Source organism: Hahella sp. NS-SX17 (genome assembly GCF_057367735.1).
Map to the genome: position 1 here is coordinate 4718456 of NZ_CM170632.1, position 17238 is coordinate 4735693.

The following is a 17238-nucleotide window of genomic DNA, read 5'->3' on the forward strand; positions in this document are numbered from 1 at the left end:
TCACACGCGCGCGAATCAAAGTATGCAGTATCAAAATCCTTGGCTACTCTGTATGTAGAGAGAGGTGTTCATTCATATTTGGTGAGGTTACTCCATGCTTTCGCTACCAATAAAACGTTATGCAATATGGGGCCTATGCTTTTTTTGGGTGAGCATAGCATCAGCAGCCGAACTAAATGTTGATGTCCGAAGCCGCCCCCCTGAAATGGTTATCAGTGATGGGGCAATGAGTGGCCCATTGCTTGATATTATCAGCGAGGCAGCCATGAAGGCAGGTCATACAGTCCGCTTCTCAGAAAGGCAGTTCAAAGCCAGTTACGAAGAGTTAAAAAAAGGAAGTGTAGATATTCTCCCTAGAACTTTGTGTACTGATGAGAGGGTGCGTGAAATTGACTATATTGGCCCTATTGGATACCAGGAGAAGGTTATAGAGTTCCTGGTTAAACCAGGCATGGAAGAATCAGTCAAAACCTTTGATGACCTTAAGCGTCTAAAGATCGGAGTGAAAAGAGGTACTTTTTATTTCAAAGAGTTCAATACCGCCCCTGATATTAAAAAAGTGGAGTCTGGCGATGACGAAAATATGGTAAAAATGTTCAATGGTTCGCGATTTGACGCGATGGCCGTACTTGATCGCAGTTCTGCGCTGGACGCGCTAAAGGCAGCAGGAGTTACAGAGTATGCATTTGCCGTTTATAAGAAGAAAATCAATATAGGTAATTACTACGGTATTAGCCCTGGTAACCGTCACAAAGCCGCACTTCAAGCAGCGTTGGAAGACTTGGTTGGAACAGGGCGAGTGGCTGCTTTATATGAAAAATATGGGGTTACTCCCCCTTGGTTTCCAGAGCAACAAATCTTTGAGCCTTGTACTGGTGATTCTTAGGCGTCTGGCAAACCCCGCCTAGACTGACGCCTCTCTTTTGATGTTTTACGCTTGTGGCAAATCTCACATATTCCTTGCAGATTATCTTCGTGATCACCTCCCCCCTTCGCTTTGGGTTGGATGTGATCCACCTCAGTCGCCGCACTCGTTCGCCCCTGCTTTAAGCACACCTGACACAGGTAGTTATCTCGTCTCAGTATCCGCGCTCTCAGCTTCCGCCATTGCCAACCGTAACCGCGTTGGGTATCGCTGCCCTTCTGTTGTTGCCAGACTCCCCAGCGCGTTGCCTCTCGCTTGTCTGCGTGACTCTCGCAGTATCGCGACTTATGCCGGGTCGTATTGGGACAGCCTTTATCTTTACAGGGCCTTAGCGATGCCTTGGGCATTAGCGTTCACTCTGCCGCTCGATCAGGCGGTCTAACTTGTCGTTGATGGCTCGCAAGTCGGTTTTAATCTCATTACGGACGGCGTCGATACGTTGCCGCTGCTGCACCTGCTCTTCATTCAGGTACTTAACCGCCAGCGCGTTTTGCTCCACACGGCGATCTATGGAGCCCGCCCAGGTGATCACAGATATGGCGATTACCAGCGTGCTGATCAGGTGGCCCACACTGATGGTCTTGTCCAAGTGCCAGTGCCTCCGGGTGGTTTGGTTCTCTTCCATTATTTCTTACTCATCACGTCGGTTACCTTGGGGGCGATCTTCTCCAGCGATCTGCCGGCGACGTATCCGCCCAGCCCTATTTGCAGCAGGTCCCAGGCTTCCACACTTAGCCTGAACGTCAGCAGGCCGAAGGAATCACACACAACCAAAGCCAGGAAACACAGCATGGTTAACGGGCGCCAGTTGCGCTGCAGTATGCTTTGGCCTTGCGCCTCCGCTTGGATCGTTCTGGCCTTCGCCTCCAGCAGCTTGGTTTCGTATTCCATCACCCGTTGGGTTAGCTCGGCCTGAATCTGGAATAGCTGCGCTTGTATCTGCAGACGCTCTTCGTCGCTGGTGTGGACGTTGTCGATCAGGTCGGCGACCGGTTTAAACAGGTTCAGAATTGAGGCCCAGGCGCTCATGGGTATTCTTTCCAAGGCAGTTGGTAATGAGGTCCGTCGAAAAAGCCATTCCAGTCACCGCCCCACTCTATGGGAATGCCCAGCCCGTCGGCGGCTTGCTTCACGGTGTCGGCGAGTATCTGATAATAGCGAGTCTCCCAGGTGATCGAGCCGTTAATCAACACACCCAGGTCCACCGCATGACCGGTTAAGTGGCGGCTGCGCATCGTCTTTGATTTGCCGGCCTTGTACAGTTCCGTTTGGCGCTCGATGGTTCGCAGGCCCTCCAGCACGGTGAAGTCTATGGGGGTGATCTGAATAGCTCCCTCGATCACTTTCACAATGTCGGGATGTAGGCCAACCAGGCGCGACTTGGAGCGCTTGCCTAAGTAGAAGCTCATGTTTGCATAACCCAGAAATGAAGAAGCCCCGCATAAGCGAGGCTCTAGAAAGCAAAAAACCCGGCCCCTTTCGGATACCGAGTCTTTATATGAAAACGCCCTGAGAGTTGTCAGGGCGCAGTAGTGCAGAATATAGGAAATAGCCTACATAATTATTTCAAAATTTGCAATAGTAAATAATCTTTTCAATTAATTATTTCACTAAAGGTCATAATAAATCTTAGCCGCCTTGTTCTTCAGCCCCTCAAAGAACCCAGTTTTATCGTTAAAGAAGGTTTCAGGCTCAATAAAGACGCTTAATAGATGAGCAAATATATAGCTCACACTATGACCAATCGCACCCTGAAAAATCCAGGATAAACTCGTCTCTCATAGGACAGAAGGAACTAACTATGTCCACGAATAAAGAACTATGGGGTGGATAATGACTACTTTCCCTTCCGTTGAAGGCTCTGCGCCTTACTTTCAAATAAGGGACCCTCAGTAGAGTAAATCTTCCCACTCGCGAAGCCTTAAGATTGCTAGCAAGGGCTAGACCACTCTCTGGCCCTTGCGTCAATTTCTTCTAGAGTTACGTTGCATATGCCCCCTTTAACGCATTTCCAAACAGGCTGAGCCCAATCTAGAACATAGCTGCTTTGTAGTCGTCAGCCACTCCCGAGCAGATTTACCGCCAAAGTACAGGCAGCATTTTGGTCATATTCTATACTGACAATGGAGAGTGTTCTGGAGGCGAGCTTTAACACCCTCATGTAGGCCGCTAGCCATGTTGCCTCAGAGAAGTCAAACCGTAACACCAACAAAGGATATTGGAGGTCGGGTTATGTCAGGTTATCCTCCGGGAAAAAGAATCCCCAATGAGTTACTACCTTCAAATAATTTTAATAGCATTGATGAAACTCAATTCGACGCCATACTTAACAACCCCAGCCTAACATACTTTATACAACAAATTTTTGACTTTCTAACAGTAGCCGAATCCTTAAAAATTTGTCGTGTAAACAGAAGACTTAAACAAATCGCATACAACCAACTTAACTATGAACCATTTCGCCCTCCCGAACACTTTAATACACTATTAGGGGGGGAGTTTGAGTATTCAGAACCTGATGCGCAACAAGTAGTTGAATTAGCCAGAGTCGCAGCTTCAAAACTTATAGACAACATATGCAGTGTAGTAGAAAGAACAACTCTTGACGTAAAATTTCAAGTTCAACATAGTAGTGTAAGCAGAAGTCATATTAGGAGTTTAAACGATGGAGGGGTATTCATACGCTGCAATTGTCTTGCAAGAATAAAACTAGATGACAATACTTGGATATGGGCAATAAACTCAGAAAATATAGACGAGAATGGATTCAAATGGATTCCTTATTTTAAAAATAAGTATAGAACTGATCCTTCATCAAACTATACAAATGTCGATTTCAGGCATGCAGAAATGAGACTAACGGAAGTTAATGCAGCCAATCGTAAACGTCCAGATATTATTGACATTGATAAGCTCCTTTGTCTATTTTGCGCAGCTCAACATACGGCTCTTGGGTATAATGTACCATTTGAATGCTGGACCGTTGGACCATTAAGCAGATATAGCTTCTCGCCAATTGTTATGTTTTTTATTAATACCAGAAAGAAGATGTGGGGCAGTGAAGTTGAGCATATCTTCTCCGGCTTCAGTCACTCAAAAAAAATGTACTTTTTATATCGATTATCTCAAACAGTAGGGCGCCACAACACTTCCAACATGATAGAAGATCTAAGAAGATTGAGAAATAAAAGAGCCCCAAATCCAGCAAGTGAAAACAATTCAACCAATTTTCAAGAAAGCTACACTGAGAATATAATAAACTACCATCCGAGAAAGTGTGAAACTCATAAACAAATAAACAAGACACTTATTCATGTAGATGGCAGTGATTTTATTTGGTTCTGTCCTCTTTGCTTCCACTCAGATTTACCAGATGACTTGGCTTAAGCGATTTATAATAAAATCAAAAACGCAATAAGGTGTGTTAATATAACTTATAATTTGACAAGATAGCCATTGACCATTGAATAAGAGACGACCTAAAAATATACTAATATTATCTAGGGATGCTTTATCGTGATGGCTACCGCTATTTGAAGGCCGGAGTAATGCTTTGTGACTTATCCCCTCCTGGGGTTTGTCAGCGTCATCTATTTGAAGAAGACGAAGGGAGGCGCGGCAGTGTGGAGCTTATGGAGACATTGGATAAGCTTAATAGGGGAACAGGTGGCGTTGTTTGGTTTGCAGGACAGGGTATACAGCAGCCCTGGGGAATGAAGAGGGGGAGGCTTTCTCCTGCTTATACTACTAGGTGGGAAGATATACTTAAAGTTATATAATGCTCAATACAAAATAAATTCTATATGGAGAAAATATAATGTCAGAAGAAACTTTTAGTGCTAGCGCTCAATATGATGACTTTAGTGGAACAGCCGCAGCCGACAATCACGACGACTACAACTTAAGCGACTACCTTCGAGACCAAGGACTAATAGAAGAAAGTGATTTCGTTGTAGGAGTTAGATTCTGGTCAAGCGAGATAAATGGCGTCGATAGACAAGGTATAATAGACATTACGATTTTCTTATCTGATGAAAATCAATCCGATGACGCAATACCCGTTCAGAAAATTCACCATGAGATGAATATAGAAGATTTTTTCAATCTATTTAAGCGATTTTCGATATGTATTTCTAGATGGGGAAATTTAACAGAAAAACAGATTTCATACGAAGACTAAACAGCAAAAAATTCGCCATTTATTCACCTTTATCGACCTCTTAAATGGAAAAAGGCAAAATGTAATGCAAAACGTAATATAATTTATCGCTGTAAACTAGCCATCGCATCGACAAATAGTGACGGTATAAGTTTCCCATCCGTCAAATTTATCATTATTCTTTCTACTACAGCCCTTTTAAGATTACCCTTATCTCTACCCATAATTTTATTTGTCATTGGATATTTTTCTACAATCTTACTCTCTAATTCATGAGATTTAAACATCAAATACCTTCTATCAGTTTTCAACCTAATTCCACACTTATATTCTATCACAGCATCCTCCTTATTCTTATCGTCCAGAATATTCCCAATAAAAAAATCTACTGAAGCCTGCATTGCTTCTATATCACCAATCCATTTCGTCCATCCAATATCTTTACCGCAATGAGCGCTAATGGGGTATTCTTGAGGGCGCTCATGATTCAGTAACAATAAAAAACAAATTGGATCAAACACAACATTTTCTATTGCCCTTGCAACCTCACTCCCTAATACTACTATACAGTCCGATCCATGGTTCCCTTCATCATAATCAATTAAACCGCGAACAGAATTATTACCCTTACTATACAAGTCATTCACAGTTGCTTTAACCATACTGCAACTTCCGACACCATTCACCTTCTCTACAAACTCGTTAATTTTTTTATCATCATCAAAACCAAAAACTGACAACAGACATTTTTTATTTGATCCTCAGGAATCTTCCCACCTGCAGGAACAAATAGCAAGCTAACATAAGGGTTCACTTTTTCTGAATTGTTACGCAAAAAATTAAAAATAGCCTGATATATATTGGCATCATAATGACTTTCAACGTAGACTTGCCTTCGATTATTAACATCAATAGATATTTGAGAAACTCCATCAAGAAGTGTAGCCACAGCAATATCTTTATCCACCTTATTAACAAAACCATTAGTGACAATGTATATACTAGATTCACGCGCCATAGCTATCGTTGTAGGCGAATGAGTTGTAATTATAATCGGACAATTAAAAACACTTACCATTATTTCAAAAACTTTTACCATTTTCCCTACAGTCAATGGGTGAAGGTATGCATCAGGCTCATCAATCATAAATAATTTGCTACGCTTTATAGCTCCACTTATTTCATATCGACTATTGAACAATGCAGCCGCCATCCACAGAATTGTACGCTCGCCAGAAGATAGATCTGCAACAGAAATATTCGAACCACTAGATTTATCCCGCAAGATAACTTTGTAGGTATAGTTTTCCGCCCCTTCCGTAGGGAATTCAATATTTATTTTTCCATCAAAAACATCCATCAGAATTTCGTTAAATATTTCCCAAGGCTTGGGACCGAACACAGTCAAGAAGTCATCCTCATCATAAAAATCGACTTCTTTTCTTTTGTAAACTCTAAGAAACTCATTATACTGATTATCAGAAACTCTCTTAATATACCTATTGCAGAAATACTCTATATCTGCAAACCCCAAAGCATCTGAAGCAATTTCCTCATAATGCATACGAATATCAGATGAATTAAGATCATCAATATTCTTGCCAAGCTTATCTGATATATCTACTAAGTAGCAAAATAAAAATTTTCTAATAAAATAGGCTACTTACGACCACCCGAACTGATCATATTTTGCACCGTGAAGTACGTCAATCATCTTAAGCCCGCTGAAATAAAGACTCTTACCGATGGATTTCGCTACAGCCCGAGCTCCCGTTTCCGTATTCGCTGTCACGCCATATTGCTCAGCAATAAGGGGTATAAAATCGATAAAATTGCCGACATTATCGACTTCCACCGCAACACCATTTCGATCTGGATTGAGCAGTGGGAAAGCATGGGAATATGTGGCCTCATTAGCGACGCCTCCCCGGGAAGGCCGCCCATTTACACGGAGCAGGAACAAGAAAGGGTTTGTAAGTGGATTGACGAGCAGCCCCAACAACTACGAGACGTCCAGATACGTCTGGAGAAAGAAACTGGAAAAAGCGCTAGTCTGGAGACCGTTAAACGGAACTTAAAAAAAATCAAAGTATAGCTTCAAGCGATTCCGCTTTTCGCTGCGCGCGCTTCGGGATGAAGACGCCTTCCGACAATTTCTGGGCTTTGTGAAAGATCTTCAATCCTGGGAGGATGCGGGCGAAATCGAGCTTTACTACTTTGATGAATCAGGCTTCAGTCAGCGTTCCAACTTACCTTATGGCTGGAGCCCTGTGGGGAAGCCGACGCAAATGAAATCCTATCCACACAATAAGAGACTGAACGTTCTGGGGTTTATGAGTCGCCGCCAGAAGCTGATATTCCATGCCACAGAGGAGCGGGTGGATTCCGCCAAAGTCGTAGCGCTTTTTAATAAGCTGGCGGGGAGTAAAGATCCGCTTAAGCCTGCCGTGGTGCTTCTGGACAACGCCTCCATGCATCGCTCTGCGGAGTTTCGCCGACATAGGTTGGATTGGGCGGATAAAGGCATCTGGCCGATCTATTTGCCGAAATATTCACCAGAGCTAAACCTGATAGAGATCTTGTGGCGAAAGGTGAAGTACAACTGGCTGCCGCTAGGTTCGCATGAGACGTTCGAGAGACTGAAAGAGTCAGTCACCGATGTCCTGTCAAAGTTTGGGCAGGAGTATAAGATTAATTTTATTTAGATACTTAATATTTTTACCTGATCAACTCCACCATGAGGAGGGCGCACCGGAGCCTGCATATTCTCTCTTCTTTTTAAAACCTCTGTAAGACCCCCTTTCTGGATGCTATAAAAAGCTACCAGAGAATTTATGTTTTGGTCGTAAACGCGATCTTGATAGTTCCCACTTATCTTAGGATCAACACTTCTATAGTCACAGTACAATATATCACTTGGGTTTATCTCACTTCCGTCAATAACAACTTTTAGAACTCCAAGGTTAACACCTTCAAGAAACCTGGTCTTTCCAACACCATTAATTCCTGTCAAAATATTAAGCCCGCAATTCAAGCTCACATTTTTCTTTAGATCAAACTTTTTATAAGAACCATTAATAACAGTAATATCCACCATACATTCCTCATTATCTAAATCACTTCATAACCCACATACTGCTGCAAGAAAAATCTCCAAATTAAAGCCAAAAAATTTGCATCTATTCACAAGGAAATGAATCAATCAAAGCGATAAAGACTATATTTGCCTCATGAAAACCCATACTTTCCGGATTTTTATCCATAAAATTAACAACAGCCCTAACAAGTTGATCATTATCTACTTCATCTGGAATACAAAAGTCACTGTTTTTCAACCCATTAAGCCCAGCGCTAAGCTTGTCAAAATCTCTCATCCCGCCAATATAACCAACACAAAATCCTGCCTTCATAAAGTTAACTTTTTTATCTTCTTTATCAATCAGATAAATATAGTTAGAGCACAGGTCTGACAGAAGGCTTCCATCTGACAAAGTGTCACCTGAAAAACAAACGAGAAAAAAAATCAACAATATTTTCACAACTCCTCCATTGATTAACTCAACCGCGGGGACAAGATAGTTAAATTGTAAATAGTTAAGAGAACCATCTGATCCCCCTAGGAGTTCACTCTATTTTTAAGCCAGTAATTCATGACAGCCCTTGAATCACTGAAGCACAGCATCTATCCATGCAATTCCAGACTTTACGAGGAGGTCCGCCTTACGCCGATCAAGTTTTGGCATCTTACGAACTACATATGAGAGGTTTTCTCCCGCCATGTAGTAAAGCAGCACAACTTCTCCCATCTCCTCATCCCTCGCCCGCAGCTTGGACACAGCTAAATCAACCTTGGCCGCCTCCTGATCCGTAATCACTGGCGACCGCACCGAGCTTCCAGCCATTCGCGCAAAAGGCGTGGCTGATGGGAAACTAATATTATCTCTATTCAATTTAGACCACCTCGCCCACTGTTCCAGCAACCACGCGGTTTCATCTACTGCTCGTCTCATCGCTTCACCTCTATCAGTTCATTTTCAATCAGTTGTATGTGCGTCCAGGCAAGCCAATCCATGGTCAGTTGTTCTCGCTCTGCCTTGGTTAGCGCCTTACCCTGGTCAAACTCCATGTGACAAGGCAGGCACAATGGGAACGTGGCGGCGTCTGACGCCTTCAGCCCCCTGCCCTTGCCGTGCCTCAGCAGGTTGGAATGGGCAGCCTGAGAGCCACCCTCTAAGCCACAGGAGGCGCACGGTAGCTGCCTAATGGCCGCCAGTAGTTTCTGGTTTCTATAGATCACGCCCCGTACCTCATCCGCTCTGCCCGCTTGTTGGCTGACTTTGTCCGCCATATCTCCACCGCCCATTCCGCTGTCCGTAACTCCCAATGCAGCCGGGCTTCTTCCTCCGTCGCTTGCATCAGGCCTTTCAAAAGTTCCAGGTATTCCGGGTGCCGCCTTGCCCATGCCTCCTGACGGTTCGCCGCCGTCAGGTCCGGGTCCGCGCTCTCGGCCTCTCTCATCAGAATGGCGATCTTTGATTTACGGAACTCCTCCAGGTAGACCCGATTCGCCTTAGCTTTCGCAAACTCCGCCGCCTTGTTGCGGATGTTCTGCAGCTTCTGCTCTAAGGTTTCGTCGCTCATGCCGCCCGCCTCCGAATCAAAGCCCTGGCCATCTCTGGCGTGATCACAGACGGCGCCGCTTTGGGTTTCGTCTTCAACGCGAAGTGGGTCCGCACATGCGCTTCGACCATGGCGCGGAAATTCGCGGGAACGGCGGCCAGCGCTTTGGCTCGCTCCTCCCTGCCCTGCATTTGTAGAATCTCGGCGGCGTATTCTCTTGGGCGCTTAGTCATGCTTAACCGCCCTCCAGGCCACCGCCTTACGTCCTGAAATCGAGCATTCCATGATTCCGACGCGCTCCACCAAGCCCGCTTTCTCAGCGTCAGGTAGACGGCGTGCGACCATGTAGCGGTCTAGCTTGGCCGTCCTCGCCAGTTCTGAACTGGTCCAGCCTATGACCCAATCCGGCACAGGGCGCTTGGCTAACTCCAGCGCGACAAGCTGCGTCTGCGTCCAGCGGTTCGACTCATTGGCTGCCGCCGCCAGATGGCTGGTTATTGGGTCGGTTCTTCTTGCATGTGTTTGTGTCATTACTGCTTTTCCTTGGCCTAACTGCTGGCCGAAACTGATTTCAACAAGTCCGCCATGCGTCGGCGGGCTTCCTCGCGTGGTACAGGCTTAGACGCCTTCGCTGGTTGCTCTGGTAGCGCCTTTGGGATGTCCGCTTGGATGTCTTCCCCGCTCATAACGCGGCGACAGACGATGTCGTAATTGCGTGTGAACAGCGGCAGCATTTCACTTTCAGGGCGTGTTCTAAGCTCAAAGCTGCCCGTTTCCCTTGCTGCGATACGCGCCGCCAGATAGGCAAGGCTTTCCCCCCGCTCAAGCTGCTGAAGTCCACCGCAGGCCATCCGATAGGCCGCTTGTACTGGCATCAGGCCAAGGTCTTCCGCTGTAGGTCTACACCACGCGATGAACTGGCCCACGCTGGGAATGTGCGGGGAGTTCAGTCTGCGCGCTCTGGTTAGGCCGACCTGAACCTGTTGCATGCTCAGAATCCCGTTTTCGATAAATCCCTTGGTCCAAGCTTTCTTGGCCTGCTGGATGACTTCATGGTCTGGGAAGGCGTACTTCCAGGCGGGGAATACTCCGCTAAGCTCCGTGAACAAGGCGTTGACGATCTCCGCCGCCTGCTCGGAAATAGCGGCCTGTGATTGTCCGTAAGCCCTGCTCTGCGCTGTGTGCTTTAGCGTGTCGCCCTGGCGTAGCGTTCGGCTGATTGCGCCGCGTATTTGCTGTGATCCGATGTGCTTTGCTTCCATGGTTAAATCCCTAAATCCTGCGCCCAGCTTGTGTCGTGAAACCCGTAAACATCCCCAGGCACCGTGCTGTTGCCTGCGGCTCCGTATTCGTTGAGCTGCGATTGACGGGTTGGCTTCGGCGCAAACTTCATGCTGTTGCGCATCCAGTTACGCCACGCCGACTTCCAGCACTTGAACGTCGAACCCTTGGCCCGGTGGTAATCGAGAAACTTGTCGGTTTCGGTGACAAGGTCCGTGGTGATCCGGTTGTCACATGCCCAGCCGAACAGCTCGTCGGTGATTTCAAAATCGGTCGGCGCTTGGGTGGCGCGTTTCACACGCGCTTTCTTAACAATGTCTTTTGTAAGATTGTCTTTATTGTCTTTTGTGTAGGCCGTTTTCGGCTCGTTTTTCGGGCCGGTTTCGGCCTGCTGACGAGCCGGTTTCGGCCTGTTTTGTTCTAAATCCGTAGTGTAAGAACAGGCCGTTTTCGGCTCATTAACAGGCTGGTTTCGGCTCATTTTCGGGCCGGTTTCGGCTCGTTTTTGGGCCGTTTTCGGCCTGCTTGGCTTCGTCATTTCCCAGTCGGAGATAACCGGGTTAGGCCCCATTTGCCGACCATCGACAACGATCATGCGGCGGGCTTTAAGCTCGCGGATGTCGGCGCGGATATGCGACGGGCATCCCTCATAACTCATAAGCTGGCAAAGCTGCTCAGCCACAATCCAGTCAAACTTTTTCCCGTATCCGTAGGTCTTCCTGATAAGGGCCATGAAGACGCGATACTGACGGCCTGACAGCTCTACTTTGCAAAGGCTGTCCGCCAGCTCATTGGCTAAGCGAAAGTAACCGTTATCAATATCTGCTTTGACCACTTCCATTTTGGGCGCGGAAGGAAACGCCAAGACGTTGGCTTGCGCCGTCATACATCAACCTCCTAGTTGATAACTGCGTGAGAGCGGGCGGCCATTGCAGCGCCCTTATAGTTCAGCTCGGGATAGGTTCTTTCCAGCTCGCCCAGAACAGCCGCCCCAGTGGCGACCGCTTCGGACACTTCCTGATAGGCGCGACGGGCGGATTCGAGGTCCGGGTGTATGCCCAACTCAATGACGGACACCTGGGCTTCCATCTGCTCTTTGGTTAGGCATGCCGCCATACGGTTGGCGTCGATGTGCTCGCAACTCACCTGCCGGCTGCACACCACGACACCCGCAACGCTGAACACGTCATTCAAATAAGACAGGCGCAAAGCTTCAGGCATGGCCGCAACGATGGCGGGCTCCAGACACCACAACCGATCAAGGAAGGCGTGTATCCCGTCGTACTGACCCAGCCAGCGGAAAATCTTTTGGGCGTTGACGCGCATGTCGTTATAAAGATCGTCCGACCGGTTGAACGTAATCCCTTCGTTTTTAAGGATTTCAGACAACCCGCAGTCGTTAGCGGCTTGAACGATTTCTCCGCAGATAATCGCCCGGCTCGCTTTGGGTTGTTCCAACCAGCGATTAACGGCGGACATAAGTAGTTTTAGGCGTGATTGCTGTTTCATGAATTAAAAGCCTCCCTGCTCTTAAACTGACCGTGTCGTTTCGGCGGCTACATTCGGGTCATGCTTTAACTTGCCGTTTGTCAGCCTCTCTAACTGAAAGGCGCGTAGCTCCGGGATCGTGTCGCCCCATTGTGAAATGGCGGACTTATGAAGCTTCAAAACGTTTGCTAATGCCTGCTGGCTTCCAAAGTACTGGACTACCTCAGCTTTTTTCATAGTTGACTTCCTAAAGATCATAGTTTAGAACTAATCTAGAGTGCTGAACTTTAGAAGTCAAGACTATGAACTCTATATTGTTTAGCATACTAAACCTATGGATACTTCAAACCGCATCAAACAGCGCATGCAGACCCTAGGTCTGAAAGCTGTACAAATTTCTAAACTAATGGGCGTCTCAAAAGGGACTGTCAGCCAATGGGTTAATGCTGTTAGCAAGCCAAGCGGCGGGAATCTAGTGGCCTTGAGCCAAGTGCTTAAATGTGATCCTGATTGGCTTCTTTCTGGGAAAGAAAGAGACAAGCCTGAATTAAATTCTGGCTGGAGCGGCAGTGTCGAGGTGTGGAATGAAGGAGACCCACTAAAGGAGGATGAGGTAGAGTTGCCTTTTTATACCGAAGTTAAGTTGTCTAACGGTAACGGCAGCGTTGTCAATTTGGATAACCATGGAGCCAAGTTTCGTTTTTCGGCGCCCTTGCTTGAGATGCAAGGTGTTGAGCCAGAAAACGCAGCTTGTATTGTGGTAAATGGTTCCAGCATGGACCCAGTATTACCAGATGGAAGCACTACAGTCGCCGACCGAGGCGATACGTCAATAAAAGACGGAAAACTGTATGGCATTGATCACAGCGGCATGATAATCGTGCGGCAAGTATTTCGTGTCCCCGGCGGGGGGCTGAGGCTCAAGTGCTATAACGGCGCTGATTACCCGGATGAAATAGTTGTCGGCGAAAGCCTGAAGAATGTGCGCATTCTTGGACGAATAATTTGGTATTCAGTAGTACTGTAATCCAGATTTAGTCTATGTGGGAACAATGGATTTGTTGAAAAAATAATCATCCCCTTACATCTCCAAACCAACAAACAAAACCCAGAAGGCATTCGTTTTGTACATAAAACCTGCAAAAGCAGGTTTTTTTTCGCCTCGACGAATTGAGTACTTAATATTGAACTTTCTGGTTGACCTCAAAAGTTCATAGCTCTAAACTCTATCCCAAGTTATCGCCAACAAGGATAGAGAAATGTTTAGCCCCCTAGAGTCAAACAATAGAAAACCTAAACCAACTATTCATCTGTCAGTGTCTCCACACACAAGCCCAATCAGCAACCTATCCAGACTGGCCCAATACAAGAGCAAACGAGCCATCAAGGCTGTTAACCCTAACGCCAAGTTTCCAGTCGCTATCTACCAATAAGGACCACACATGAACGGAACTCTACTCACCCACATGACAGACAGAGAGCTTCTAAACGCCCTCATGATCAAGTGCGCGGTCGAGGCTGAAGCCATCCTCTACAGACTGGACGACCTACGAGATAAGAACAGCGACTTGGTATTTGATCTGGAATGCAGCCATGACGATCTGGTCGACGCCAACTCAGCCATTCAGGAACGTGACCGCAAGATCGCCGAACTACAAAACATCATTACCCAACTTCAGAAGGACTTAGAGCAATGAAATACATGGACTACATGGAAAGACAAGAGATCAAAGAGCGCATTCTGGAGAGCACGGCTAAGTCCATCGCGGAGGATTTATTGGAAGGTCGCCGCGTCCATGTGAACGGCCAGAAGTGGGGCTTTCAGGATGTATTGGACGAGGTCAAACAAGGCGACGACATCGACTCTGTTTTATCCCTGCTTTACCAGAGCAGGGACGACAAGAAAGGCCGTCAAACCGCGGTTACCTCCTGCAAGCAGATGATCGATAACGCCGCTTATAGCATCGGGAAATACCTCGCGGACGCGGCATACAAACAAGAGCAGGAAGACATAGCGATAGACCGCTACGAGGAACACCAAGCGTATGCCCACCACTAACTTACAACTATGGGAGGCGGTCGAAAAGACCGCTCCCGAATACACCGAAGCTTACACCCTACCCTCGGGTTTTGTTGGAACCAGCGTAAACGCCTCTTACCTGATCAAGCGAGCCACTGAACAGTTCGGCCCGCTTGGGACTGGCTGGGGTTATGAGATTTTAGAGGAGCGCATCGACGAAGGCGCGCCGCTTAACCTGGACGCAGAAGGCCAGCAGATGATTATGGGGAAGGCGCACACTATCAAGCTCCGCTTCTGGTATGCCTACGAAAACGAGATCGCCGAGTTTATCCACTACGGACACACACCCTACGTCTATAAGGACGCCTTTGGCATTCAGTACGACGCGGACGCGCCCAAAAAGACGCTGACGGACGCCATCAAGAAGTGCTTATACATGCTGGGCTTTGCCGGAGACGTTACGACCGGGATGCACAAGCGCCTATCACCTGAACCCAGCGCCGACCACAGCGCAGAACGGAAACGCCAAGAGGCCGTCGATAAAGCATGGCTGGACGATCAAGCGAGACTGATAGACGAAGCGGACACACTCAGCGACCTGGAAGCGCTTTTTAAAGGCGCCGCCATTCGCCTGAAATCAAGATGGGACGACGCCGGATTACGCCGCCTGACCATCCTGTACGCCGCCAAGAAAAACACCCTGGAGCACGCGGAGCCAGCATAAGTGCCGAAGCTATACGAGATCACCGGCAAGCTTGCCGAACTACACAACATTGACGCCGACAACGACGAAACCCTACAGCAAGCCATTGCTGACACATTGGAAGCCGTAGAGGGAGAGTTTAAGGACAAGGCCGCGCAGATCGCTCGGCTACTTCAAAACCTTGAGGCCGATCGCTCCGCCATCAAGTCCGAAGTGGACCGACTAAACAAGCGCGAGAAAAGCATAGAGCGCAAAGAAGAATCCATCAGCGAATACCTGCGGAACCATATGGAGCTGACACACATTAAAACCGTCAGCACCCCGCTACACACAATCTCATGCGTAGCAGGTCGAGAGGTGGCTCATATCGAAGACGAAGCCGCCCTTCCCCAAGATTACGTCGCCGTAGACGTGACGATAAAACCCAACAAGCAGGCCATCACCCAGGACCTGAAAGCCGGTAAAGACATCCCCGGCGCCCGCCTGGAGCTTGGCAAGAGTTACATCCGAATCAAGTAGCTCAAACAACGAAACCGAATATTGAACAGCGGCTATTACTGGCCGCAATGCCCTCCCTTTGCCTGAAGCAAGACGAAAGGGACAGCCAGAAAGGAAAACAGATGTTACTACCAGGAGAAATAGTCGTTGATAACTTCGCCGGCGGCGGCGGAGCTTCAACAGGAATGGAGCTGGGCCTTGGCCGTTGCGTAGACATTGCCATCAATCATGACCCAGACGCTATCGCCATGCACAAGGTCAACCACCCCAAGGCGAAACACTACTGTGAATCCGTATGGGATGTGAACCCCGTGGAAGCCTGCGCCGGTCGCCCCGTCGGCCTGGCGTGGTTCAGCCCGGATTGCAAACACTTCTCGAAAGCGAAAGGCGGAACGCCAGTGAACAAGAATATACGCGGTCTCGCCTGGGTGGTGTTGCGCTGGGCATCTATGGTTCCAGTGCGGGTCATCATGCTGGAAAACGTAGAGGAGTTCGTAACCTGGGGACCTCTGGACGACAACGGGAAGCCCTGCGCAGAACGCAAAGGGGAAACCTTCCGGGCTTTTATCCGCGCCCTTACCACGGGACTACCGGCAAACCATCCAGCAATGGAAGAAATTAAAGAAGCGCTGGGCGACGGCTTCAACACAAGCCGCATCACCAAAGGGTTAGGTTATACCGTTGATTGGCGCGAGCTTTCCGCCTGTGACTATGGCGCGCCCACAATCAGAAAGCGCTTGTTTCTGGTTGCGCGAAAAGACAATCAGCCTATCGAATGGCCAGCACCTACACACGGACCGGGACGCCAACCCTACCGTACTGCAGCGGATATCATCGACTGGTCAATCCCCTGCAAATCGATTTTTGGCCGCAAGAAACCGTTGGCCGAAAACACCATGAAACGCATTGCGCGGGGAATTGAACGCTTCGTGGTAAATAACGCCGCCCCGTTCGTCGCTCAAACAGAGGCGGAGAGCCAGAAAATCGAAGGCGGAGGCAAGCCTGAATTGGTAGCGGCATTTCTTGCCAAGCATTTTGGCGGGGTTACCGGGGTGAAGATCGACAAGCCATTCCCGACCATCACCACCAAGGGATGCCAGAACCAGCTTGTCACCAGTCACTTGGTAAAACTGCGCGGAACCAATGTCGGAAGTAAAACGGACGAGCCTGTCCACACCATATCCGCTGGCGGCAACCATATCGGCGAGGTTCGTGCGTTTCTTCTGAAGTACTACGGGACAGGCATCGGCCACGACTGTCGCGAACCACTCCAGACCGTAACGACGAAACACCGGTTTGGACTCGTCACCATCAAGGGGGAGCATTTTGAAATCATAGATATAGGAATGCGCATGCTGGAACCGCACGAGCTATTCGCCGCTCAGGGATTTCCAGCGGATTACGTATTTGACCGAACCGAAACAGGGGACTCAATAACCAAATCCAACCAGGTCGCCAGATGCGGAAACGCGGTCTGCCCGCCCGTCGCCCAGGCACTGGTCAGCGCAAACATGGGCGAAGTATTAACTTCGCAAGCAGCATAA

At 47.9% G+C, this 17238-nt stretch carries 28 protein-coding genes; 12 read left to right on the forward strand and 16 right to left on the reverse strand.

The window, feature by feature from the left end; all coding sequences use genetic code 11:
- Nucleotides 1–94 precede the first annotated feature (94 nt).
- Nucleotides 95–886, forward strand: coding sequence for a substrate-binding periplasmic protein (locus tag AC2IBB_RS20925; protein ID WP_486328696.1), 792 nt, complete (start codon nt 95–97; stop codon nt 884–886).
- On the opposite strand, the gene AC2IBB_RS20930 is transcribed toward AC2IBB_RS20925, so the two are convergent.
- The 4 genes from AC2IBB_RS20930 to AC2IBB_RS20945 are packed head-to-tail and all read right to left on the reverse strand — an operon-like array spanning nt 883 to nt 2334.
- Nucleotides 883–1272, reverse strand: a complete 390-nt coding sequence (locus AC2IBB_RS20930) for an HNH endonuclease (RefSeq protein WP_486328697.1) — start codon at nt 1270–1272, stop codon at nt 883–885. The two genes, AC2IBB_RS20925 and AC2IBB_RS20930, sit on opposite strands and share 4 nt — an antisense overlap.
- On the reverse strand, nt 1272–1550 hold the full coding sequence (locus tag AC2IBB_RS20935; protein WP_011398331.1) for a hypothetical protein: 279 nt from the start codon (nt 1548–1550) through the stop codon (nt 1272–1274). Before AC2IBB_RS20935 ends, AC2IBB_RS20930 begins: the two co-directional genes overlap by 1 nt.
- Nucleotides 1550–1954, reverse strand: coding sequence for a 3TM-type holin (locus tag AC2IBB_RS20940; protein WP_305904490.1), 405 nt, complete (start codon nt 1952–1954; stop codon nt 1550–1552). Before AC2IBB_RS20940 ends, AC2IBB_RS20935 begins: the two co-directional genes overlap by 1 nt.
- Nucleotides 1951–2334: a M15 family metallopeptidase gene (locus AC2IBB_RS20945; RefSeq protein ID WP_486328698.1), complete on the reverse strand. Its 384-nt coding sequence runs from the start codon at nt 2332–2334 to the stop codon at nt 1951–1953. Before AC2IBB_RS20945 ends, AC2IBB_RS20940 begins: the two co-directional genes overlap by 4 nt.
- Nucleotides 2335–3157: 823 nt before the next feature.
- Between AC2IBB_RS20945 and AC2IBB_RS20950 the strand changes: the two genes are divergently transcribed.
- The 3 genes from AC2IBB_RS20950 (at nt 3158) to AC2IBB_RS20960 (ending at nt 5105) form a co-directional block, all read left to right on the forward strand.
- Nucleotides 3158–4312, forward strand: a complete 1155-nt coding sequence (locus tag AC2IBB_RS20950) for a hypothetical protein (protein ID WP_486328699.1) — start codon at nt 3158–3160, stop codon at nt 4310–4312.
- A 245-nt stretch (nt 4313–4557) separates the two neighbouring features.
- Nucleotides 4558–4704, forward strand: coding sequence for a DUF4113 domain-containing protein (locus AC2IBB_RS20955; RefSeq protein WP_486333983.1), 147 nt, complete (start codon nt 4558–4560; stop codon nt 4702–4704).
- A 38-nt stretch (nt 4705–4742) separates the two neighbouring features.
- The gene (locus tag AC2IBB_RS20960) at nt 4743–5105 is read left to right on the forward strand and encodes a hypothetical protein (protein ID WP_486328700.1); all 363 of its coding nucleotides are present in this window, start codon (nt 4743–4745) and stop codon (nt 5103–5105) included.
- An 83-nt stretch (nt 5106–5188) separates the two neighbouring features.
- On the opposite strand, the gene AC2IBB_RS20965 is transcribed toward AC2IBB_RS20960, so the two are convergent.
- Complete coding sequence (locus AC2IBB_RS20965) at nt 5189–5746, reverse strand: hypothetical protein (protein ID WP_486328701.1); 558 nt, start codon at nt 5744–5746, stop codon at nt 5189–5191.
- A gap of 29 nt (nt 5747–5775) precedes the next feature.
- Nucleotides 5776–6648, reverse strand: a complete 873-nt coding sequence (locus AC2IBB_RS20970) for an AAA family ATPase (protein ID WP_486328702.1) — start codon at nt 6646–6648, stop codon at nt 5776–5778.
- 132 nt (nt 6649–6780) lie between these two features.
- On the opposite strand from AC2IBB_RS20970, the gene AC2IBB_RS20975 reads away from it, so the two are divergent.
- Complete coding sequence (locus AC2IBB_RS20975) at nt 6781–7179, forward strand: helix-turn-helix domain-containing protein (protein ID WP_486328239.1); 399 nt, start codon at nt 6781–6783, stop codon at nt 7177–7179.
- A 22-nt stretch (nt 7180–7201) separates the two neighbouring features.
- Nucleotides 7202–7789, forward strand: coding sequence for an IS630 family transposase (locus AC2IBB_RS20980; protein WP_486333932.1), 588 nt, complete (start codon nt 7202–7204; stop codon nt 7787–7789).
- Here the strand turns inward: AC2IBB_RS20980 and AC2IBB_RS20985 are convergent.
- The 10 genes from AC2IBB_RS20985 to AC2IBB_RS21030 all read right to left on the reverse strand — a co-directional run bounded on the left by AC2IBB_RS20985 (nt 7786) and on the right by AC2IBB_RS21030 (nt 12710).
- On the reverse strand, nt 7786–8181 hold the full coding sequence (locus AC2IBB_RS20985) for a hypothetical protein (RefSeq protein ID WP_486328703.1): 396 nt from the start codon (nt 8179–8181) through the stop codon (nt 7786–7788). The genes AC2IBB_RS20980 and AC2IBB_RS20985 overlap by 4 nt on opposite strands.
- An 82-nt stretch (nt 8182–8263) precedes the next feature.
- Nucleotides 8264–8623 (reverse strand): Rap1a/Tai family immunity protein, encoded by a 360-nt coding sequence (locus AC2IBB_RS20990; RefSeq protein WP_486328704.1) that lies wholly within the window; start codon nt 8621–8623, stop codon nt 8264–8266.
- A gap of 126 nt (nt 8624–8749) precedes the next feature.
- Complete coding sequence (locus AC2IBB_RS20995; RefSeq protein WP_486328705.1) at nt 8750–9094, reverse strand: antiterminator Q family protein; 345 nt, start codon at nt 9092–9094, stop codon at nt 8750–8752.
- Nucleotides 9095–9377: 283 nt separating this feature from the next.
- Nucleotides 9378–9725: a hypothetical protein gene (locus AC2IBB_RS21000; protein WP_216740476.1), complete on the reverse strand. Its 348-nt coding sequence runs from the start codon at nt 9723–9725 to the stop codon at nt 9378–9380.
- Entirely contained in the window at nt 9722–9937 is a 216-nt protein-coding gene (locus tag AC2IBB_RS21005; RefSeq protein ID WP_486328706.1) for a hypothetical protein, read from the reverse strand. Before AC2IBB_RS21005 ends, AC2IBB_RS21000 begins: the two co-directional genes overlap by 4 nt.
- A complete protein-coding gene (locus AC2IBB_RS21010) occupies nt 9930–10235 on the reverse strand; it encodes a hypothetical protein (RefSeq protein WP_431688939.1) in 306 nt (101 codons plus the stop codon). The genes AC2IBB_RS21005 and AC2IBB_RS21010 overlap by 8 nt, the downstream gene beginning before the upstream one ends.
- 17 nt (nt 10236–10252) lie before the next feature.
- Nucleotides 10253–10966 carry a replication protein P gene (locus AC2IBB_RS21015; RefSeq protein WP_486328707.1) on the reverse strand — a complete coding sequence of 238 codons (714 nt, stop codon included), beginning with the start codon at nt 10964–10966 and terminating at the stop codon, nt 10253–10255.
- Nucleotides 10967–10968: 2 nt separating this feature from the next.
- Entirely contained in the window at nt 10969–11871 is a 903-nt protein-coding gene (locus AC2IBB_RS21020) for a replication protein (RefSeq protein ID WP_486328708.1), read from the reverse strand.
- Between the two features lie 11 nt (nt 11872–11882).
- Nucleotides 11883–12494 (reverse strand): hypothetical protein, encoded by a 612-nt coding sequence (locus AC2IBB_RS21025; RefSeq protein WP_486328709.1) that lies wholly within the window; start codon nt 12492–12494, stop codon nt 11883–11885.
- A 21-nt stretch (nt 12495–12515) separates the two neighbouring features.
- Nucleotides 12516–12710 (reverse strand): Cro/CI family transcriptional regulator, encoded by a 195-nt coding sequence (locus AC2IBB_RS21030; RefSeq protein WP_486328710.1) that lies wholly within the window; start codon nt 12708–12710, stop codon nt 12516–12518.
- Between the two features lie 97 nt (nt 12711–12807).
- Here AC2IBB_RS21030 and AC2IBB_RS21035 point away from each other — a divergent pair, with 97 nt between their 5' ends.
- The 6 genes from AC2IBB_RS21035 (at nt 12808) to AC2IBB_RS21060 (ending at nt 17238) form a co-directional block, all read left to right on the forward strand.
- On the forward strand, nt 12808–13500 hold the full coding sequence (locus AC2IBB_RS21035; RefSeq protein ID WP_486328711.1) for a S24 family peptidase: 693 nt from the start codon (nt 12808–12810) through the stop codon (nt 13498–13500).
- Between the two features lie 415 nt (nt 13501–13915).
- Nucleotides 13916–14170 (forward strand): hypothetical protein, encoded by a 255-nt coding sequence (locus AC2IBB_RS21040; RefSeq protein ID WP_216740566.1) that lies wholly within the window; start codon nt 13916–13918, stop codon nt 14168–14170.
- On the forward strand, nt 14167–14532 hold the full coding sequence (locus AC2IBB_RS21045; protein WP_486328712.1) for a hypothetical protein: 366 nt from the start codon (nt 14167–14169) through the stop codon (nt 14530–14532). Before AC2IBB_RS21040 ends, AC2IBB_RS21045 begins: the two co-directional genes overlap by 4 nt.
- The gene (locus AC2IBB_RS21050; protein ID WP_486328713.1) at nt 14519–15217 is read left to right on the forward strand and encodes a hypothetical protein; all 699 of its coding nucleotides are present in this window, start codon (nt 14519–14521) and stop codon (nt 15215–15217) included. The genes AC2IBB_RS21045 and AC2IBB_RS21050 overlap by 14 nt, the downstream gene beginning before the upstream one ends.
- Nucleotides 15218–15715: a siphovirus Gp157 family protein gene (locus AC2IBB_RS21055; protein WP_486328714.1), complete on the forward strand. Its 498-nt coding sequence runs from the start codon at nt 15218–15220 to the stop codon at nt 15713–15715.
- A 101-nt stretch (nt 15716–15816) separates the two neighbouring features.
- Nucleotides 15817–17238, forward strand: a complete 1422-nt coding sequence (locus AC2IBB_RS21060; RefSeq protein ID WP_486328715.1) for a DNA cytosine methyltransferase — start codon at nt 15817–15819, stop codon at nt 17236–17238.